Here is a 12,439-nt window from a genome sequence, read left to right on the forward strand (position 1 = left end):
CGTTGTATACCGAATATTCTGCAAACTTCGATCTTCTTCATGCCCTGCTCCAGATGCGCGGCTATGGCTCTTTTAGAGTAATTGTAAACAGCCCCTAATGCGCCGTGCAGACTTGCAGGGTGCGTGGCGCGGCAAGGGCAAGCGCACCACAGCAACCGCGGCAGCCAGTACCTGTCGCTGCGTTACAGCGCATGGCTGGAGGAGGCAGGCGTGAAAGCATCGGTGGACACGACCGGCGACTCCTACGCCAATGCACTGGCGGAAAGCATCATTGGCCTGTACAAGACGGAATTCATTGAAAGGCAAAGCTGGCGTGGCGCAGGCGACGGGAGCTTCGACACCGGAATGGGTGGATTGGTTCAACCAGCGCCGCCTGCTGAATTCCATCGGCTACACTTCACCAGCAGAATTTGAAGCGGCGTATTACTGCCAATAAGGCGGATTAGGCAAAGCTGCCTGTTCCAGTCAATCCGCCCTCCGATAATTTTGGGGTGGTTTACTAAAATCCTTGTCTCACAATCCATTACGGTGAACCATGTCCGGCACAACCCTTTTCCTGCTCTCCGTCATCCTGATAACCATCGCATACTTTTTCTTCCGCACGGGGCAAAACGCGCGGCAGCAAGCGGGCGACAGGGAAGAACAAGAAACCGCAGAAGGAATTGCACCGCCGGATGGGGAGAAGCAGATTGCGGTATCACCCGTGCCGCATGGCGTGCACGAATCGCCGGAGAAAATTCATGCGGCGCGTGTGGTCGGGGAGGGGCGACCCATCGCGCCACAGGCCGAAGCAGAACACGCCGCTGCGGCGCCGATGTTGCAACCGGCGGCGGCGACAAAAGAACAACCGGCACCGCAACCGCCGACAACCGCAGCAGCCGACGAAGCCAAAGATTTGCAACGGGTCAAACAGGGCGGTTATCAGCCCATTCCGCTGATGAACAAAACTGAGAAAGGCGTTTTTCGCCATCCAGAGCTGCATCAAGGAACACAAGCTGCAACATGAGCTGTTCTGCCGTTGCCAGGTCAGCCTGGGCTCTATCCTGTCGCATGAAAACCGGGACGCCTACGACCTCATCAACTGCAAGCGCGTGGATTTTCTCCTCACCGACAAGGATGACCTGCCGCTGCTGGTGATAGAAATTTTCGGACCGGGACATTTCCCGCAGAACGTGGCGGGAAGAAAGGATACCGAACAGCGGGACGCGATGAAGCGGCACGCCCTGCAATCCGCCGGGGTCGGCTACCTCGTGGTGGACGTGCAGGAAAAATACGCCGCCGGACAATGGGCCAGCATCACCCGGCAGAAAACGGGCGACGCTCTGCGCGACTGGTTTACCAAAAAACATTACGGTCAGTAGGCATTAGCCCATTGTCAGTCGGTGTACAGAACGCAAACCAGGCTTGACGTCTTGATGAAACAGGGCTTAATATCACATGACTAATCTAAAGCAGGAGGTCGTTATGGATGCTTTCTTAAATTTTTTGATAGCTTTCACTATTATATTTATTATAGTGCGTGTGGGAATTTTCTTTTTCGCACCAGATTTGGATGCACTTTTGAGCGGTTCCAAATCTTCTAATAGAAAGAGTCATTATAGTCATAAATCTTACAAAACAAAGTATATAGATCATATGACTAATTCCGTAGATTCTCCAAATCATTATGGTCAAAGAATGGAAGGCTCCGATTATTCACCTAATATTGGAATACATGATGATAATTAATTAAAGCAAAAGCCGGAGATTTTCTCCGGCTTTTGCTGATTAATAGCGGCTTCCTCCTGGCGGTAAGCCTGCTTGCTCCTTCCTATCTGCGCGCCATTTACGCCAACCTTCAATACCTTTTCCTATACCACGACCAGCAGAATTTATTGAGCCCGTGGCTCCGCCACTTGCCATTTGCCCACTAGTCCCCCCAATATTTTTGGATTGTGAGTCTGTCGCATTAAATGCTCCTCCCGGTCTTCCACCACCTGCTTCATTAACCAGATACATCAATATCAACGGAAAAATGACGTTAAACGCCATACTAGCAGCATCTAATAATATACGTTCTACATAACTGGCATTACTAACTTTAGATAACGCTGCCAACGATTCCACATTCGGATATAAAGCTTGCCATAATGCACTATCTAAGTATTGACTAATTTCCCATAAACTTGGTAATAGTGATATAATAAAAATTAATATAAGGCCTTTTAAAATAGTCTCCCATCTATAATCAGCAATAATTAAATAGATTCCCCAAAAGGTAAAAAAACCCATTAATAACATTGGTGTAGCATTTGCAAAACAACGCGATAAAAGAACATCTGTGCATAAAAACTAGTAGCATTACCAACAATAGAAGATAAAATCTCATTCCCTAATTCTGTAAATGCAGTAAGTATGGATCCAATTATACCTATCGTACCAACTACTTTTAACGCATCCTGATCTTCAGCCTTTATTGCTAAACTACTATCATTCTGGTTAAGTAACATACGAAAAATCACTTCATCCATAAATACTTCTTTGTCACCACTTGCTTTTTCTATTGCAGCCATACAAGATTTTTTATCGTATTGACTATAGAATTCAGGAAAAATATCATCGGTCTGAATAGGTTCATTCCTATCCCTACTTTTGTTTTATGACATTGATCTACAAAAAATTCTTCGGCTGCTAATTTTTGCATTACATTCTCACTAGCATTTTCCCTAAGTAATGGGTATATTTTTTGATTCCACCAATCTGTACATTTAACTGTGCCTGTTTTTCCCACAATCTGTTTTTGTGATGCATCAGGAACATCTGAAACGACACCCTCAACCGCAGCTTTGCTACGTATTGGATTTTCAGGGTTAGAACCTAAGAATTCTTCAAGAAAAGCTTCTCTTTCATCAGGAAAACTATTTAATGCAGTCTCAATGTTTCCATCTATTTTCCCAGACATCATTAATTGAAATAAATCGCTTCCTGGATATCTTCTTTCCCGTGTATCAGTGCTATTCTTTTTAACAGCTTCTTCTACGTTAGTCTTTTCTACCTTTTGTTTAGATTTAAATAGTAACAGAGCATTGTGTGAGGTGCTTTTTTGGAAATATTACTTATCCGGTCACGCGCATCAGTCGCACATTCTTCATCGAATCTTGATACCTCACCACGCAAAGTATCATCCGTAATTTCTGAGGTTTTTATCACTATTGCAAAATTATTTACTGATGGCGCACAAGGCATACTCTGATAAATTACATTATTGGTTCCTGCTGCGAGACGCATGACAAGTGATGGTAATAGTGGCACTTTACCTTCAGAAGTCACATCAAAACCATAAAATTCTTTCATTTGTGGAATTCCGCCTTTAATTTCGTCTGGTTTTCTCCCATCCATTTTACAATGCGGCAAGATAGTTGTTCCTTCTATCCTGATTCTATCCATCGGCACCACCGCCAAAAACAGCGCAAACAGCACTTTCTCTACCGCTTTCTCAAGTGGTTCAACCGAGATATTGACCACTATATCCTCCCTATTTATAGGGCAGAACTTTATGGGCAATCCCGCTATTCCGATAGCCTTTTCAACTACATTGCCCCCAAGTACGAACGCAGTCTGTACCTACACTCAGCTCATGACATAGGCCACGCCTTACAAGATTTGATGCTGGTAGGCTGTTCCTCCTTGGCTGCTTGGGGAACTCATACCCAAGGTGGAAAGCTGCTTATTGGCCGCAATTTTGACTTTTACCTCTCGGACGATTTCGCTACTGAGAAGCTCGTCCGTTTTGTTCGTCCCACGGAGGGTTATCCCTTTATGTCCTATGCATGGGGTGGTATGATCGGAGTCATGTCGGGCATGAATACCGAAGGCCTTACGGTAACCATCAATGCAGGTAAATCCAATATACCCCTGAAGGCACGCACCCCTATTTCGCTCCTATGTAGGGAAATATTGCAATTTGCCTCCACTACTGAGGAAGCTATTGCTATTGCCAAAAAACGAAAAGTATTTGTCTCCGAGGCAATTATGGTAGGTAGTGCCAAAGAAAAGAAGGCTGTCATCATAGAAGTATCCCCGAAGAAATTCGGTGTATATGAGGTCGATAATGAGCTACTACTCTGTACCAATCACTTCCAAAGTACCCCCTATGCCAAGGACAAAAAGAACCGCAAGCAAATCCAACAAACCCATACCGCCTACCGCTATAAGAAGCTACAGGAACTCACCCAAGGCGATACCCTCACCCCCGAACGTATAGCCGCTATCCTGCGCAATACCGAAGGGCTAAAGGGCAAAGCTATAGGCTATGGCAATGAGAAGGCGCTGAACCAACTTTTGGCCTATCATAGTGTGATCTTCTCGCCCGAAGAGCGCATCGCTTGGGTATCCACTGCCCCCTATCAGCTGGGGGAATACATAGCCTATGACCTCAAGGAGATTTTCAAAGGAGAAACATTCGCTCCCCATACGGTATATCCACAGACCCAGCGGAATATCCCTGCCGATCCTTTCATGCAAACACAAGCCTATAAGGATTATGAGCAATACCGACAGCTGGAAGAGAGGCTTACTAAGCAATTGCGAGAGAAAGCACTTATAGATCCCGCTGATTATCGTTCTCTTACAAGCCTAAATCCCGATTATTGGAAAGCTTATTACCTATTGGGAGAAGCCTATTGGGCAAATGGACAATACAAAGAGGCTCAGGAGCAGTATAAAATAGCCCTCACCAAGGAGATTCCTTATACTGTAGAGCGGGAACAAATAGAAAAGCGCATTCTTCACTACCAGCCTTCGTCTCCTTCGTCTTCTTCTCCATAGCCAAAGTAGTACTCTTCAAAAGAAAAATGTTCAAAAGGAATCTCACCAAAGTCTTTTGTAGAGAATTGTTGTTCTTTTTTTCCATCTTTATAGGAGATAATTCCTAAACGATGTAGTAACGCCTTGTCTTTTTCTACTTGGAAGGTGATATAATAATCTTGGTTATCATCACTATCCTCTTCTATGTTCTTAATCTGGTGTTCTATAGTGAAATATTTCCCCTTGGTTACCAAATTGAAGTGATTACTATAATTCTGCTTGGAAGGGTAATAGCAGAGATCATAAAGCAGTCGGTAGTTGTCCTCTCCTTCACTTAGCAGCAATGCATACAAGGAGGCTTCTACCCCTTCTCCTTGGGGTGTGAAGACAAAGATATGATCTTTGTAGCCATCACCATTGAGGTCTGCCGCTTTTTCTTGGTCTTTTCTATAGTCACCTGCCGACTCTATACGCCTAACAAATGCAGGGATATCGGTTATATGCACCCTATCCAGATCAGGTTTCATCAGCAGTTTCCATTGCTCATCTATGGATACTATATAGTTATAAATCTTCCATAACTTATCGGATATCTCAATCAAGGGAGCTTTTGTCCATTTGCCATCCTTAAGACTATAGATGGCATACTTAGCTGGAATTTTGGCTTCATAGCCCGATGGGTCAGAAGAGGGCTGTAAATATTTTTTATCCATGACGACAAGCATCACATTGAAATGCTGAGCGATCTGCTCAGGCGACATATCCTTGATGGGATTGAAGATCACATCCACCCACTTTTGTTCATCACCTCTGTACATAGCCGCCTGTACTACTTTCAGATCAAACTGCTCATCTTTAGGAAAAAGGTACACATCTACCCACCCGAAGGGATTCCCTTCTATAGGGCAAGCATTATAAACATAGTAATAACCAGATTCCTCAAATTCTGCTCGCTTATCTAAGTCAAAACGCGCACAACTGATGAGGTTATAGAGCTTTTGCTCTATCTCATCGGTCAGAGGCAATTCCGTAATGGTAGGTGTATGCTTTGGGCATCCCCACAAAAGAAGTGCTAAAAAGACTAAGAGGATTCTATACATATTATAGTTTTCTTTTTATAAGGTACAATAACAGATGCCATAAATATCTACAAATATAGACGCTATAAACTCACGTCTCTACCTCGTTTACGCTATTTTGCCTCTACGCCTACTCATATCATTTTTTACAACCCGCTTCCGATTGTCTATAACTCTTCACCCACATACCCAGCTCCAAGTATTCGCTGGCTTTACTTTTCACTCTTCATTTTTCACTTTTCACTCAAAAGTATTCTATCTGTCGTTCAATAATCGTTGTGGGTTTGCCATCTTGGTATTCAAAGCGTCCTATCCAATTGCCTTTTTTATCATATTTGTACTCAAAACTCTTCTTCTGAGCAAAATTTCTATTGAGCAGCGAGAGGATTCGATCACAATCCCCATGGCTATTGTAGCGATATTTGGCCTTATTGAGAATATTCTCCCCCTTATCCACTATATTTTGCTCCTGTTCTAAGAGCCGCCCTCTATGGTCATAGGTAGAGATGAACTTGGCCGAGAAATCCTCCCTGAGGAAATTGCTTTCGGTCTGTCGTCCTGCATCGTCATAGACAAAAAAGGCAGAATAGAGCAAAACCCCTTCCCTGTCATAGGTTTCTTCTTTGGTTACATTGCCTCTCCCATCACAGTTGAACACTGTAATACCTACTTTCTCCCTTTGAGGATCCAAGTGTAGTTTGTATTTCTTTACCTTCTGCTTGCTATAGGTATATTCGTAGCGCAAGGTCTCTGCATTGCGCTCGTCAAAGAATATTTCCTTGACAAGGTTACCCTGTGCATCAAAGGTCTTTTCTATGTTCATCTCGGCCAGAAGCGCCCCTTTTTGAGCTACTGCACCATTTTCCTTGACATGGTAGCCCCTGATACGAAGTGTTTTTACCCCCTTGTGTAGAAATTCATGCTCCCAATCTGTCCTCTCTTGTGCATAAGAGTAACAGACTAAAGCAAATAGGCTAAGTACATGTAACCAATGGCTTGTATTCATTTCATTTACAAATCGTTTTGTGTATTTAACTTGCGCTGATGTGCGGCTTTTATACGCTTAAGGCGAATCATCACCTCGTCTCGGTGCAAGGCATCTTTGGCTACTTTACCCACGGTAAGTCCCTGTACCAAAATAGAGAAGAGCACCACTATATAAGTAACCTGCAAGAGGGTTTCCTTCATCACCCCCTGATCCTGAGGGATAGAAAGCACCAAAGCAATAGAAACGCCGCCACGTACCCCACCCCATACCATGGTAATAAGGGAACCTCGCGAATAGGAGCTAACCTTGCGCAAGATTGTCTGAGCTGGAATATAAATCGCCAAGGCACGACCCAAAAGACATACCACAATGGCAATCCCGCCCAAGAGGAATTGTTTGTCTAAATTATCTATCAAAAGCATCTCAAACCCGATAAAGAGGAAGAGAATAGCGTTCATGATCTCATCCACAATCGCCCAAAACTTACTCAGGTAATCCCTATTCTCCTCGCTGCTGGCCTTCTTGCCTACATTACCTACAAAAAGCCCTGCAATAACCATCGCCAAAGGCGAAGACACATGGGAAGCCTTAGCTATCAAGAAACCACCCATCACTACCGCAAGGGTTACCAAAACACTCACATGGTAGTCATCGGCCTTCTTCATCATCTCGGAGGCAATCCAACCCAGGATAGCCCCTAAAAATATCCCTCCCCCTGCTTCCAAAAGGAAGAGCTTGGTTATAGCATTAAACGAAGGTTCAAAAGTAGCGTCGGTAGCCAGCTTAAGCACTACGGCAAACATCACTACGGCTACCCCATCGTTGAAGAGAGATTCACCTGTGATCTTTGTCTCAATACGCTTAGGTACATCGGCCTGCTTGAGTACTCCCAAAACCACAATAGGGTCGGTAGGTGAGATGAGCGTACCAAAAAGTAAGCAATAGACATAAGGGATATCTATCCCTATCCAAGAGGCAATATAGTAGAGTAAGCCCGAGATAAAGAAAGCCGAAAGTACCACACTTATCGTCGCATAAGTGAGGATCGGGAGCTTATATTCTTTTAGGTCAGAGACATTGATATGCAAGGCCGCTGCAAAAAGTAGGAAGTTAAGCATGGCACTCATTAGAATTTCTGTAAAATTAAACCCCTCTAAGAATGCTTCCAACCTGTCGCCAAAACTACCGAAAAGCTTTTAGCCTTGTTTTTTCTGCTTTAGAATTTAGTCTCAATCAGTTCTTTGCTAATAAACCGACAGAACTTCCATGCTTTGATATAACCCATCCACGCGGAATTTAGCTAAATTTATTTGGATTCTTAAAAACGTGCCAACTTTTCTATCGCGTCTTATTTCGAATAGCAGCAAAATTCTATCGCCACACTGCAAAGAGTTAAATTCTATCGAGCAAATTTATTAAAAATTTTAAGAGCAGCAAAAGCGACAATGGATGGTTAATGCTTTTCTATATGGATACCGCCGCCATTAAATTTTAACCAAAAGGCACCCCTTAAATTTGTACTCTTTAAATTAGCCAGCAAAAGCTTAAATTTCATAAGGTTTCCTATGAAAGCAAACCCCGCAATACTTCATTAAGCAGCGCAAAAAAGCCGCTTTAAATTTTATCCCGCGACGCGATTTACCCAGATCAAAAACTCATCGCTTGGGTTCTCGTCGTCTAGATGCGCGGGAGTGACGAGCTCAAGCGCGGTCTGCGGGATCGTCGTTTTGAATGTCTGTGTTACCCACTGCTGAAATTTCACGTTTGGATGCACGATAAAATCGTTATCCTCGCTGTTTGGCGGCGCGCTAAAATCCTCATCCCAGCAGATTTCATCGTATCCGATCGCAAGCAATCGCAAAAAATCAAGCCCGCTGCGAGCCAAAACGCAGGTCATCGTCGAGCCCGAGCCGGAGCCCATGTGCACGATCTTCGTCTCGCCCGCATCGTCCAGCCACAGCGCGCACATCGAGCCCTCCGAGCCGCTGCCTGCGAATACGCAAAGCCGCCGCTTGATCTCCGCGGCAAGCTCGCGATCCTCGCCGTAAAACCAATACCTTAGCTCCTCGTCGCGATTTTTCGGCTCATCCGTGAAAAATACGATGTCCGTGCCGCCCTCGCGCTCATCGTCGCTCCAGCTCTGCTGCAGCCGATCCTGCGAGTAGAGATAGCCACGTCTGCGCCCGCCCGCGTCGTCATAAAAGCCGTTTGCCTCGATCCACGCATAAAGCGCCTCAAGTTCGCTCGGCACGCGCATGCCCTGCGGTAGCGCTTCGCGCAGCTGCGCTAGTAATAAATTTTCCACGATCGCTCCTTTTGTTAAATTTGCCACTCGAATTTTACTGCGTTTCGGCTAAATTTACGGATATTTTGTCTGATATTTGCGGCGTTTTACGCGCTCAGTCGCCGCAAGCGCAAATCGGGCTTTTAAAATTTAGCCGATTTTGGTTGTGATACACACGCGGCGGCGCGAGCGCATATTTGAAAAAAGTATGATAATTTTAAGTAGAAAAATGCGTAAAATTTTACGACCTAAATTTTACTATTTTGATATATCTTTGTTTTTTACAGAAATTTACGGTTTTAAATTTAGCTCGCCGCAAAGAGTAAAATTTTAGCGATACCTATAAATTTAAAATTTCCCGCGCCTTTTGTTTGCATGCCTCAAATTTTTGCTCAAACTCCGCGCACCTTTTCAGCTCGTTTTTCGCCCCTATTTTGGTGTATCCCGAGCCTCGCCCCAAAAAATATACATAGCTCGTATTCTAAAATTTCGTTATAAACGGCACTTTGTCATTATTAAATTTACAAATTTTGCCGACGTCTGATCGGACGGACGAAATTTCGCTTAAATTCCAAGCTCGGCTCTTACGAGCGCTTCGTTTTGCGGCGTCAAAAAGCCCGCGATATCCTGCCACATGGAGTGAAAGCCGTATCCGCCGTCTATCATCTCGCTGCGCGCGGCGTCCAGGCTCCAGCCCTGATAGATCACACGGTACATCGCCACCACAAGCCCCGTGCGATCGGCTCCGTGATAGCAGTGCACGAGCACGGCGCCCTCCTTTTGGCGCTCGCGAACGGTGCGCAAAACGTCCGCGATCTGCGCGGGCTTTATCTCCCAGCTTTGAAGCGGCTTGTTTGCGAGCCAAAATTGATCGCCAAACGCCCTTTTGTCGCCGCCTCTGCTAAAATGGCGCAGATTTACGATGCTTTTGATACCCAGCTCGTGCAGTTTCGCGGCGTCGCTCCCGTCAAGCTGTGCGCTGCGAAACAGCCGCTCGTCCACGCGGTAGAAATTTTTCGCTTCATCGATAAGGGTTGCTTTTTGCGATGAGTTTGGGTTTGTACCGCGCGCTGCGGTATCTGCGCTCTTAAACCCCACGTTTTGAAATTTGGCGTCTTTTGCGTCCGCGAGATTTTGCTCCGCGCCGCTCGTTTTTCTAAAATTTATGGAATTCGCTTCTGTCGCAAGCTCCGCATTCATGCCGGTCGCAAAGAAAAATACAACCGCTAGCGCAAGGGTTTTAAATTTCAAATTTCATCCTTTAAATTTGGCTAAATTTTATGATTTTTCTAAAATTTTATGCTCGGCAGGTTAAAATGCAAAATTGCAAGCGCGCCTTAATTTAATGCAAAATTTGAGTGTTAAGCCCGCTCAAAGCGCCGTGGGATTTCACCGCGAGCCCGCAAACCCGCGCCGTTAAAATCAAAATTTCGTTTTAAATTTCCCCGTTCCCGCCCTGGGCATCGCTAGATCAATACGCGGTAGTTACATTGCGTAGTTACATTGCCCTTGTAAATTTACTGAAAATAAATCGTAAAAAGGGGGGTGCGCCGTTTCCGCGAGCGCTGCCATAATTTTTTGTACTCGCCTCTTGCGATACTTACCCGAAATTTTATTTTTCGCGAAATTCTTTCAAATTTCGCCGCTAAATTTGACGCTTTAGTCGATCAGATCGGTCTGCCAGTTTGCGCCTTGCAGCGTCGTGTCAAGCTGCCTGATCTGCCTAGCTAGCTCGTCCACCTGCTTTTGCAGCGCCGCGACGTCGACCGTGCTTAAAATTTTAATTTCGCTGCGCGAATATGCATCGATCTTTTGCGCGGCAACTTGCGCGAAAGCCCGCAGCGCTCCCGCTTTTAGCGTGAGTACGTCACGCTTGGCGATTAGCTCGGTTAAGCTCTTGCCGTCCGCTTTTGCGGTGCAGTTGGTTAAATTTATCCGAACGATTAGTCGCTCAAGCTCGCCCGTAAGCGCGTCTAGTTCGGCTAGCAGCACCTTTGGCTCTTCGCTAGGTTTTTCTCCCTCTTGCACCTTCGCGTTATCTGCGAGCCTTGATTTTAGCTGTTCGATGCGTTTTTGTATGTCGGCGCGCAGTATCAGCGCCTCGGCTAGTTTCATTTTCGTCCTTTTTAAAATTTATTTTCCGCCGCCAAGCTGCCTATCCTGACCGTAGTGCGGCGAATACGGGCCGTAGAGCAAGCATTTGTTGCAGTTTTGGCCCAGCAGCATCGCATCTGCGCTCGCGGAGAGCTTGTATCCCGCGTCGGAGACGGTATCGCCGATCTGTTTGATAACCGCGGAGATCAGCATGCCTACAAGATCGTTACTACCTCTGCTTGAGTCGTCGCTTACCTGCGCCGAACCCTCCCAAAGCGTCGCGCCGCTTCTCAAATCCACGAGCTTGGCATTGACCGCCACGACGCTTACGCTATTTAGCAGCATATACGAAGTGCCGTATTTGACGACGTCCATGTATAGCACGGCGTCCGCGCCGAAAATTTGTCTTAGCTTGTGCGCGGAGACGTTTTGGATCTCGCTCGCTTCGTAAATTCCGTTATTTTTGAAGGTCTCATGCACGAGCGCAGGCGAAAATACGTAATACCCCGCCTCGCTTAGCGGATAGATCGCGTTGGCAAGCACGGCAGCGCCTGCATCCACTTCGGTAGTTTCGTTGCTCGGCATCAGCACCAAAATCGATCGCGGCTTAGCCTGTTGAAGCGCCGAGTAATCGTAAATTTCAGGCTCGCTTAGAGCGCACGCGTTAAAAAACAGCGCCACGAATACGCTAAAAATCGCTATTTGAGCTTTATTTTTCATTTTTTAGCCTTTTTATTCGTTTTGCCGCCCTGCTTTGCGGCAACTTTGCCTTGCTTTGCAGAGACCGTTTTGGCGGCTTCGCGTCCGCTTGATCCTTGGGCTTTATCGGCGCCCGGCTTGGCTGCAGCCTCAGCTTTTTTAAGCGCGGCGGGGTTTGTAACGAAGGTCAAAAACGGCTTTGATTCAGGGAAAGCCTGAGCTTCTTTTTCAAAGTTCTCCCTCGCCCTCGCGCCGTTGCCCACGCTTATGTACAAAAGTCCCAGGTGCGAATAAAGCCCCGGCGGGACTTTGAGTCCCTTTTCGTATGCTTTTTGGATAGATTTTTCAAGCGCTTCGATCTGCTCGCCTACGTCGCCTTCCTGCTTCAGATACTGATAGGTCGAGTCCGTGTAGCTGCCGTCCCAGTAATAAATTTGATTCCGGCTCCCGCCGCCGCAGCCGCAAAATATCACGGCCGCAGCAGCAAGAGCAAGAGCGCTGCTCGCTTTC

The 12,439-nt window shown here is 46.0% G+C and carries 16 protein-coding genes and 1 pseudogene; 5 read left to right on the top strand and 12 right to left on the bottom strand.

Features of this window, described 5'->3' with window-relative positions; genetic code table 11:
- Positions 1–144: 144 nt before the first annotated feature.
- The 4 genes and pseudogenes from Q0277_RS03610 to Q0277_RS03625 form a co-directional block, all read left to right on the top strand.
- Positions 145–436: pseudogene (locus Q0277_RS03610) on the top strand (integrase core domain-containing protein); the annotation flags it as partial.
- Positions 437–535: 99 nt separating this feature from the next.
- Positions 536–1,006, top strand: coding sequence for a hypothetical protein (locus Q0277_RS03615; protein WP_297995687.1), 471 nt, complete (start codon positions 536–538; stop codon positions 1,004–1,006).
- A gap of 1 nt (position 1,007) precedes the next feature.
- A complete protein-coding gene (locus Q0277_RS03620; RefSeq protein WP_297995738.1) occupies positions 1,008–1,361 on the top strand; it encodes a DUF2726 domain-containing protein in 354 nt (117 codons plus the stop codon).
- 103 nt (positions 1,362–1,464) lie between these two features.
- Positions 1,465–1,728, top strand: a complete 264-nt coding sequence (locus Q0277_RS03625) for a hypothetical protein (protein ID WP_297995689.1) — start codon at positions 1,465–1,467, stop codon at positions 1,726–1,728.
- A gap of 39 nt (positions 1,729–1,767) precedes the next feature.
- On the opposite strand, the gene Q0277_RS03630 is transcribed toward Q0277_RS03625, so the two are convergent.
- The 4 genes from Q0277_RS03630 to Q0277_RS03645 all read right to left on the bottom strand — a co-directional run bounded on the left by Q0277_RS03630 (position 1,768) and on the right by Q0277_RS03645 (position 3,504).
- Positions 1,768–2,271, bottom strand: coding sequence for a hypothetical protein (locus tag Q0277_RS03630; protein ID WP_297995698.1), 504 nt, complete (start codon positions 2,269–2,271; stop codon positions 1,768–1,770).
- Positions 2,271–2,552 (bottom strand): hypothetical protein, encoded by a 282-nt coding sequence (locus tag Q0277_RS03635; protein WP_297995701.1) that lies wholly within the window; start codon positions 2,550–2,552, stop codon positions 2,271–2,273. Before Q0277_RS03635 ends, Q0277_RS03630 begins: the two co-directional genes overlap by 1 nt.
- Positions 2,540–2,944: a hypothetical protein gene (locus Q0277_RS03640; protein WP_297995705.1), complete on the bottom strand. Its 405-nt coding sequence runs from the start codon at positions 2,942–2,944 to the stop codon at positions 2,540–2,542. The genes Q0277_RS03635 and Q0277_RS03640 overlap by 13 nt, the downstream gene beginning before the upstream one ends.
- Before the next feature lie 86 nt (positions 2,945–3,030).
- Positions 3,031–3,504, bottom strand: a complete 474-nt coding sequence (locus Q0277_RS03645) for a hypothetical protein (protein ID WP_297995739.1) — start codon at positions 3,502–3,504, stop codon at positions 3,031–3,033.
- Here Q0277_RS03645 and Q0277_RS03650 point away from each other — a divergent pair.
- Positions 3,385–4,806 carry a C45 family autoproteolytic acyltransferase/hydolase gene (locus Q0277_RS03650; RefSeq protein WP_297995707.1) on the top strand — a complete coding sequence of 474 codons (1,422 nt, stop codon included), beginning with the start codon at positions 3,385–3,387 and terminating at the stop codon, positions 4,804–4,806. The two genes, Q0277_RS03645 and Q0277_RS03650, sit on opposite strands and share 120 nt — an antisense overlap.
- Here the strand turns inward: Q0277_RS03650 and Q0277_RS03655 are convergent.
- The 8 genes from Q0277_RS03655 to Q0277_RS03690 form a co-directional block, all read right to left on the bottom strand.
- Positions 4,770–5,885, bottom strand: coding sequence for a hypothetical protein (locus Q0277_RS03655; protein ID WP_297995710.1), 1,116 nt, complete (start codon positions 5,883–5,885; stop codon positions 4,770–4,772). The two genes, Q0277_RS03650 and Q0277_RS03655, sit on opposite strands and share 37 nt — an antisense overlap.
- 223 nt (positions 5,886–6,108) lie before the next feature.
- A complete protein-coding gene (locus Q0277_RS03660) occupies positions 6,109–6,870 on the bottom strand; it encodes a hypothetical protein (protein ID WP_297995714.1) in 762 nt (253 codons plus the stop codon).
- Positions 6,871–6,875: 5 nt separating this feature from the next.
- Entirely contained in the window at positions 6,876–8,021 is a 1,146-nt protein-coding gene (locus Q0277_RS03665; protein WP_297995718.1) for a sodium:proton antiporter, read from the bottom strand.
- A gap of 452 nt (positions 8,022–8,473) precedes the next feature.
- Complete coding sequence (locus Q0277_RS03670) at positions 8,474–9,157, bottom strand: SMI1/KNR4 family protein (protein WP_297995726.1); 684 nt, start codon at positions 9,155–9,157, stop codon at positions 8,474–8,476.
- 543 nt (positions 9,158–9,700) lie between these two features.
- The gene (locus tag Q0277_RS03675) at positions 9,701–10,387 is read right to left on the bottom strand and encodes a tyrosine-protein phosphatase (protein WP_297995731.1); all 687 of its coding nucleotides are present in this window, start codon (positions 10,385–10,387) and stop codon (positions 9,701–9,703) included.
- Positions 10,388–10,795: 408 nt separating this feature from the next.
- Positions 10,796–11,251: a DIP1984 family protein gene (locus Q0277_RS03680; RefSeq protein WP_297995734.1), complete on the bottom strand. Its 456-nt coding sequence runs from the start codon at positions 11,249–11,251 to the stop codon at positions 10,796–10,798.
- A gap of 18 nt (positions 11,252–11,269) precedes the next feature.
- Positions 11,270–11,950 (bottom strand): DUF799 domain-containing protein, encoded by a 681-nt coding sequence (locus tag Q0277_RS03685; protein WP_297995736.1) that lies wholly within the window; start codon positions 11,948–11,950, stop codon positions 11,270–11,272.
- Positions 11,947–12,439, bottom strand: a 493-nt coding sequence (locus tag Q0277_RS03690) for a DUF4810 domain-containing protein (RefSeq protein WP_297995737.1), incomplete at its 5' end; no start/stop codon positions are given. The genes Q0277_RS03685 and Q0277_RS03690, both read right to left, overlap by 4 nt.

The organism is uncultured Campylobacter sp., assembly GCF_938030815.1.
GTDB lineage: Bacteria > Campylobacterota > Campylobacteria > Campylobacterales > Campylobacteraceae > Campylobacter_B.

Coding starts and splice junctions, on each gene's coding strand:
- Q0277_RS03615 (WP_297995687.1), top strand. CDS start 536: ATGTCCGGCACAACCCTTTTCCTGCTCTCCGTCATCCTGATAACCATC.
- Q0277_RS03625 (WP_297995689.1), top strand. CDS start 1,465: ATGGATGCTTTCTTAAATTTTTTGATAGCTTTCACTATTATATTTATT.
- Q0277_RS03630 (WP_297995698.1), bottom strand. CDS start 2,271: ATGGGTTTTTTTACCTTTTGGGGAATCTATTTAATTATTGCTGATTAT.
- Q0277_RS03635 (WP_297995701.1), bottom strand. CDS start 2,552: ATGGCTGCAATAGAAAAAGCAAGTGGTGACAAAGAAGTATTTATGGAT.
- Q0277_RS03640 (WP_297995705.1), bottom strand. CDS start 2,944: ATGATGTCTGGGAAAATAGATGGAAACATTGAGACTGCATTAAATAGT.
- Q0277_RS03650 (WP_297995707.1), top strand. CDS start 3,385: ATGCGGCAAGATAGTTGTTCCTTCTATCCTGATTCTATCCATCGGCAC.
- Q0277_RS03655 (WP_297995710.1), bottom strand. CDS start 5,885: ATGTATAGAATCCTCTTAGTCTTTTTAGCACTTCTTTTGTGGGGATGC.
- Q0277_RS03660 (WP_297995714.1), bottom strand. CDS start 6,870: ATGAATACAAGCCATTGGTTACATGTACTTAGCCTATTTGCTTTAGTC.
- Q0277_RS03680 (WP_297995734.1), bottom strand. CDS start 11,251: ATGAAACTAGCCGAGGCGCTGATACTGCGCGCCGACATACAAAAACGC.
- Q0277_RS03685 (WP_297995736.1), bottom strand. CDS start 11,950: ATGAAAAATAAAGCTCAAATAGCGATTTTTAGCGTATTCGTGGCGCTG.